8 protein-coding genes are annotated in these 5308 nt (G+C 46.7%); 1 reads left to right on the forward strand and 7 read right to left on the reverse strand.

The window, feature by feature from the left end:
• The 5 genes from Q0230_RS18975 to Q0230_RS18995 form a co-directional block, all read right to left on the reverse strand.
• A partial coding sequence (locus Q0230_RS18975) for a hypothetical protein (RefSeq protein ID WP_298613238.1) occupies positions 1 to 181 on the reverse strand: 181 nt, incomplete at its 3' end.
• A 145-nt stretch (positions 182 to 326) separates the two neighbouring features.
• On the reverse strand, positions 327 to 1067 hold the full coding sequence (locus Q0230_RS18980; RefSeq protein WP_298613241.1) for a hypothetical protein: 741 nt from the start codon (positions 1065 to 1067) through the stop codon (positions 327 to 329).
• Positions 1068 to 1189: 122 nt separating this feature from the next.
• Positions 1190 to 1987, reverse strand: a complete 798-nt coding sequence (locus Q0230_RS18985; protein ID WP_298613244.1) for a GPO family capsid scaffolding protein — start codon at positions 1985 to 1987, stop codon at positions 1190 to 1192.
• A gap of 10 nt (positions 1988 to 1997) precedes the next feature.
• Positions 1998 to 2879: a phage terminase small subunit gene (gpM, locus tag Q0230_RS18990; protein WP_298613247.1), complete on the reverse strand. Its 882-nt coding sequence runs from the start codon at positions 2877 to 2879 to the stop codon at positions 1998 to 2000.
• A gap of 4 nt (positions 2880 to 2883) precedes the next feature.
• Entirely contained in the window at positions 2884 to 3930 is a 1047-nt protein-coding gene (locus tag Q0230_RS18995) for a phage major capsid protein, P2 family (RefSeq protein ID WP_298613250.1), read from the reverse strand.
• Between the two features lie 469 nt (positions 3931 to 4399).
• Here Q0230_RS18995 and Q0230_RS19000 point away from each other — a divergent pair, with 469 nt between their 5' ends.
• Entirely contained in the window at positions 4400 to 4534 is a 135-nt protein-coding gene (locus Q0230_RS19000; RefSeq protein ID WP_298613253.1) for a hypothetical protein, read from the forward strand.
• Here the strand turns inward: Q0230_RS19000 and Q0230_RS19005 are convergent.
• Complete coding sequence (locus Q0230_RS19005) at positions 4531 to 4872, reverse strand: helix-turn-helix transcriptional regulator (RefSeq protein WP_298613262.1); 342 nt, start codon at positions 4870 to 4872, stop codon at positions 4531 to 4533. The genes Q0230_RS19000 and Q0230_RS19005 overlap by 4 nt on opposite strands.
• A complete protein-coding gene (locus Q0230_RS19010; protein WP_298613256.1) occupies positions 4856 to 5116 on the reverse strand; it encodes a type II toxin-antitoxin system RelE/ParE family toxin in 261 nt (86 codons plus the stop codon). The genes Q0230_RS19005 and Q0230_RS19010 overlap by 17 nt, the downstream gene beginning before the upstream one ends.
• Positions 5117 to 5308 lie beyond the last annotated feature (192 nt).

The following is a 5308-nucleotide window of genomic DNA, read 5'->3' on the forward strand; positions in this document are numbered from 1 at the left end:
TAGCGGAAATAGAAAAACCGCTCATAGGCGGTTCAGTGTTCTTTACATTGCCGCCATTAGTTTGCTTAATGTTGTGCCGAGTGTGTTCACTGGGTACGTGTTTAAGGCTAGCAAGTGATGGTTTTACCGTCAAGGGAAGTTTGGCGGATTTTTCGGAATGGTTATTAATAGGTGCTGGCATTAAAATACTCTCGTCATAATATGGAATTGTTCTTAAGCCTGCTTCGTGCAGGCTTTTTTTTACGTGAGTATTTTTGTCAGATTTTTTTAGTGCTGTTTAGGCGTTCACGGCATTTGCCGCAAACGCCGTAAACGCCGCAACTTTTTTAAGCATTTAAAAGCTTATTCACTGCCCTTCTGATTGTGCCTGTATCGCGCTTAAACTCTTCGGCTATACGCTCAAACAGCCTATTGTCTGATACATGCTCGTCACTTTGATCAGCTTCTAATCTAAGCTGCTGATAACGCTCAAACCATTGCGCATGCTCCAATTGGACTTTAGCTTTATATTGACTTTTAGCATCACTCTTTCCACTACTGGCATTGAATTCTTGTTTAAATTCATCAAATTGCAGTTGAAAACGTGCCTCTTTCTCTTCCACATAACGCCGCCACACGCAAACATATAAGCCCTCCGAATACAGCCAGCCACGCCGTGCTGCATCCTCTACGCTTTCTAAATCCACATAGACATAGGCACAATCATGGAAATACTCCAGCGCAAAGAAAGCATCCGCCGTAACGATATTCCCCCTAGAATCTTTAACCTTAAAACCATTGTGGCGGATAGCATCCGTCATAACGCCTTTAAACTGGTTACGCCTAAGCACTAGCTTTGGATAAGGAAATAGTAATAGTGACAGCCGATAGACACTCATATAACGTGAGACTTGTCGAATACTCTGAAGGGTATCTTTCAAGAACTGCTCAGGATGTGGCTCATAAATCTTTTCACTATCTTGAAATAGCTTGGCATGCCATTCTGGTATTTGATTCAGAAAATTCGGGCACTTTTCGAGCCATTTTGCATCAGGCTTTATATTGAATGATTGGACACTAGCCCCCATACTATCAACTCCTGCTCATTGGTCAGCAAACTAATCAGGAAACAAAAAAGGGAGTCTTTGCCGGACTCCCTTTTTCTTTTAATGATTGATCATCACTTGATGAGTGTATTCAGTACCAGCCCTTAACGCCAGCCTTTACCCACGACATGCGCCTTGTCCTCGTCACCCCTGAATAGCTTACGCCAGTTATAACCATCCGCTGGAATTTGCTGTTTCAAACTTTCAATTTCGTCGTCTTTAGCCGCTAACTGCTGATTAAACTGTTCCCGTTCCGTGGTGAGTTGCTGCTGGAACTGTGCCTTTATTGTGTTGAGCTGTTCGCGTAGTTGATCCCGCTCGGTGCGCACATCGGCTAATTCCGTCTTGAAATGCTCCATTAAGCCATTGAAGCTTTGGAGTTCAGCAGGTAATTCAAGATTGCTTAGATCCGGCTTGGCAAACTGTACTAACTCGACTGGCTCAGAGAAGCGTGATTCGGTACGGTGTTGGGCGCTGAAATGCATCAACCCCGTGCCTAAAGAAGCGGGTGAGTCGGTCACACCTAAACCAACAAGGTAAGCGCCGTGAGTCCCGTTAGCACTAGGAAAGTTGTCTTGCATTTCAATGGATAGATGCACCTTTTGCCCACTACGTACCATCGTGATCAGGTCAGGATGGGGTTCAATTTTTACATACAAGGCCATTTTGCTTTTTAGTGCGCCTTCTTTAATGGCTTCGGCTTTAACCTGCACCACATCCCCCAAGGCTTTGAATAAACCATCCGGCATGATACCGCGTATATGCTCCGGCCAAATCCGTGCGTTATAAACTTCGGGGTTATAACTGGCGGCCATTTGTTGAATCTGTAGAGCGGTAATTTCGCGGCCATCGGCGGTTTTGCCTTCAACAGCGGCACGAATAAAATCAGTAGTGAGTTTCATGAGTAGTTCCTCAATTTTTTTTAAGCGATGCCGTGCTAGGTTTAGAGCTGCGTCGCTGGATAAAGCGTTCAATGTCGCGGGTTCTAAAGCGGAAAGCGCGATGCTTGCCGGATTCAAAACACACAAACGGCAACTCACTGGGATAGAGTGAGGCATATTTCAGAAAAGTCGGGACGGATACGCCGATGTGTTGCGCCGCTCGACGGGTCGATAAGTCAAACACCTCTGCATGGGTTTCAGTCATAACGATAGGTTTCCCTTGTTGCAGTTGTTTTAAATAACCTTTAACCCCAATGGTGGGGCATAAGGTTTGGGCTTGGTTCAAGAGCTGCACGGCCTGTTCGGGTTCTGTGCTCAACAGTGCCAGCCCATAAGCTTTCGCCAGTCGTGCGCGGATTTTATCTTGCAGGTCTTTACCTTCGGTGAGTTGCCAAAGCTGTTCCAGTTCTGCCCTATAGTCCACAGGATGGGCTTGTAGAATAGCTTTGCTGGCTTCTTCACTGAGGGTTTCCAGTAGGCTGCGTTTAAAGCCGTCTGGGGTTTCCATACCTCGCTGTAAGGCACAAGCGGCCAACTGTAAGCCACGCCGTATATCCCCCGTATCCAACGTCCATAAGGTGCACCAGATGAGCACATTATCAGTACGCCCTTGCAGCTCATGGCTACCGGCTAATACGCCTTGTAGATAATCCTCATAATTCTGTAATAGCTCACGTTTAAGCTTGAGGCGCTGCTGATGACTACGAATCTGGGCTAAGACGCGCTGATCGGCTTGCAGCTTAATCTGGTGCGCACGGTACTGAGTCAGGGCTTGCGGGTTAATCGGTTGAGCGGGTTTATTTTCTAAACCCGCCTCCACCTTCACCCGATGCGCTTGGGCAGGCGATAGCATGGGCTTAACCCCATGTGCCGCTGTCGTCTTTCAACAGGATAGCACCGGAACGCACCCCGGCAAATTTGCCGTAATCCTCGACCACATAGGCTTCATTCTCCGATAAGTATTCTTCTACGCGGTCACGCTTAGGATTATCGAGAATGGTGCGCCGCAAGCTACCCAATTGATGATACAGGCTCAGATTGTCGTAACTGGTGACGATCACCGCACGGCTCGGCAGATAAGGCGGACGGATACAGGGCAAGCCAGCCACGGTTTTAGCCGCGAACCAAGTAGCTAGGGCATTCCGTTCAGTGGGTAGGTTGCTATTATTGAGCAAGGTCATACCGTGATGCGTCCAGATTTCCCGTCCGACCATGACCACCAAGCCCTCCGCTTCTTGATGCCACGGGTCAAGGAGGTTGCTGATCATATCGAAGACTAAGCTATCTAAGCTTTGATACTTGCCACCTTCACCCAGTTTGTAGGTGTCTGTATTGGCTTGGCTATTAGAGTCATAGCCCATCATGCGGTGAGGTTGTTGCTGTACGGTCTTGGCAATCCAGCCGACATTCACATCTTGCAGTAAGGGGTTGGCTACACGGTCTGTTACCGTTGCGGCTTGTTCACCATTCCAGCCAATCATTAAGCGATCCCGTGCCACTTGCTTAGCAAGCTGGTTGGCATAGACGGTTGCAAAGTCAACGAGATGCGACCATGAGTCGAGAAGACTGTACTTCAAATGGGTGTCATAGTTGGTCTGTACACAGTGGTAATCATCCGCTTGTAGGTCGCCCACATAGCGGGTTTGCCGTTCTTCATCATCGGTATTCGTTCGACTAGCAATCGGGCTACTGACACCTAAGCCCAGCTTTTGCCCCAATTGAGCACTGACCGACACTTGATTGATTTGCTTTAAGAAGTCGGCTTGTTCGCCTACTAATTCATAGAAACTCTGTTGGAGTTCAGGGGAGTAATTGAAAGCCTCACCCATCGCCTGACTGAGCCGATTGGCTTGCGCCACCGTATGCAGGTAATGATTGAAGCTCATGCGGGTTTTATGTTGCATGGTCTTTTCCAGTAACAGGATGGTTAAAGCGTCATCACGACGCGCTCTAGGGCTTAGCCCATGAATTAATTAAATCTTAGAATAAAATTTAATGCAAGGTCTTCAATCGTTTGACCTTTTGGGTTTCCACCACTTCCTCATTTATCGTGTGCGGGGCGGGGGGCAATGCAGATAAATACGTGCACGAAATTCCTTGCACGAATCCCCCGCCAAACCCCGCACCGCCTAAGGGTTCTGTTTTTTTCACTGCACGAATTCGTGCACTTTCGTGCACTATGCGTGCATGCTAAAAAATTTATAATTTTTTATAGGTTTTAAGCCCCCATCACATCAAATAGGCATGAAAAAGCCGGATCGTGTCCGGCTTGGGTATAGTTTTGTAGAGCGCCTACACTCTGCTAAGTCGTTTGTGGAGCGTAAAACTTAATTCAGGCTCCACAAATGATCTGATCATTAAAGGGAAGTCACCATGTTTCAAGAAACCGAAGTACACGAACCCATTCATCAACCGAATCAAACCACCTTGGCCGCTATCGAAGATGATCAGGCCGAGAGTATTACGCTGGAAGAATTAAAAGCATGGATAAGTGACGGCGCATCCTAAAAATCCAGTAACCTTGCCTCAATTTTCAAAGCCTTAGCAATTTTTGCACGGGTTGTTTTGCGGGGATACTCTACCGCTTCCTGTTGTGCATAGGCACTTTGAGAAATACCCAAACGTTCAGCCATATCGGCTTGGGTGAGTTGCAAATACTCGCGCCATGCACGAATCGGGGTAATACCTTCTTTCAAAGTACGGGCTACCACTTCATGTGGAATAGTGTCCTGTTCAATCGGTTGGTGAGTCAGCTTTAAGTAAGTAGCATAAGGAATAACGGCAAAAGCAGGTTTCCCCCCTGCATCACGAATCACTTGTACAGATGGTTCAATAGGTGCGTTCATCACGTTTTTTGACCTCCTCAATTGAGATAATTTTTATGTCACCCTCATGGTCAAACATTACTCGATAGCGCCCTACACGCAATCTATACCCATAGTCATGGTTCACAAGACGCTTAATATTAGGGTTTTCCGCTTCTGGAAAGTTTTGCAACAACTCCACCGCCTCAATAATAGTGAGTGCGTCTTGTTGTTGAATCTTCCGTAGCTGTTTAGCTGCTTTGGGCTTCCAGCGTATTTCATTCATAACTGACCTTAGTTAGGCTGAATATAAGTATTATAGTATTTTTATAAGTTTTTTACTTATATTTTAATGAAAACCATCATTTCTGGTTTCGCTCCTTAATCTTTTCCGCTGCCCACTGACGTTCAGGCTCACTCACCACCCCATTCATTACCCCCTCCAACTGATAGCGATCACCACCTTGTAGTAAGGCCG

It is taken from the genome of uncultured Thiothrix sp., from assembly GCF_937876535.1.
Taxonomy (GTDB): Bacteria; Pseudomonadota; Gammaproteobacteria; order Thiotrichales; family Thiotrichaceae; genus Thiolinea.

What these genes read in the sequence shown, in the direction of transcription:
- Q0230_RS18980 (WP_298613241.1), bottom strand. Translation starts at nt 1,067, where the DNA reads ATGGGGGCTAGTGTCCAATCATTCAATATAAAGCCTGATGCAAAATGG.
- Q0230_RS18985 (WP_298613244.1), bottom strand. Translation starts at nt 1,987, where the DNA reads ATGAAACTCACTACTGATTTTATTCGTGCCGCTGTTGAAGGCAAAACC.
- gpM (WP_298613247.1), bottom strand. Translation starts at nt 2,879, where the DNA reads ATGCTATCGCCTGCCCAAGCGCATCGGGTGAAGGTGGAGGCGGGTTTA.
- Q0230_RS18995 (WP_298613250.1), bottom strand. Translation starts at nt 3,930, where the DNA reads ATGCAACATAAAACCCGCATGAGCTTCAATCATTACCTGCATACGGTG.
- Q0230_RS19000 (WP_298613253.1), top strand. Translation starts at nt 4,400, where the DNA reads ATGTTTCAAGAAACCGAAGTACACGAACCCATTCATCAACCGAATCAA.
- Q0230_RS19005 (WP_298613262.1), bottom strand. Translation starts at nt 4,872, where the DNA reads ATGAACGCACCTATTGAACCATCTGTACAAGTGATTCGTGATGCAGGG.
- Q0230_RS19010 (WP_298613256.1), bottom strand. Translation starts at nt 5,116, where the DNA reads ATGAATGAAATACGCTGGAAGCCCAAAGCAGCTAAACAGCTACGGAAG.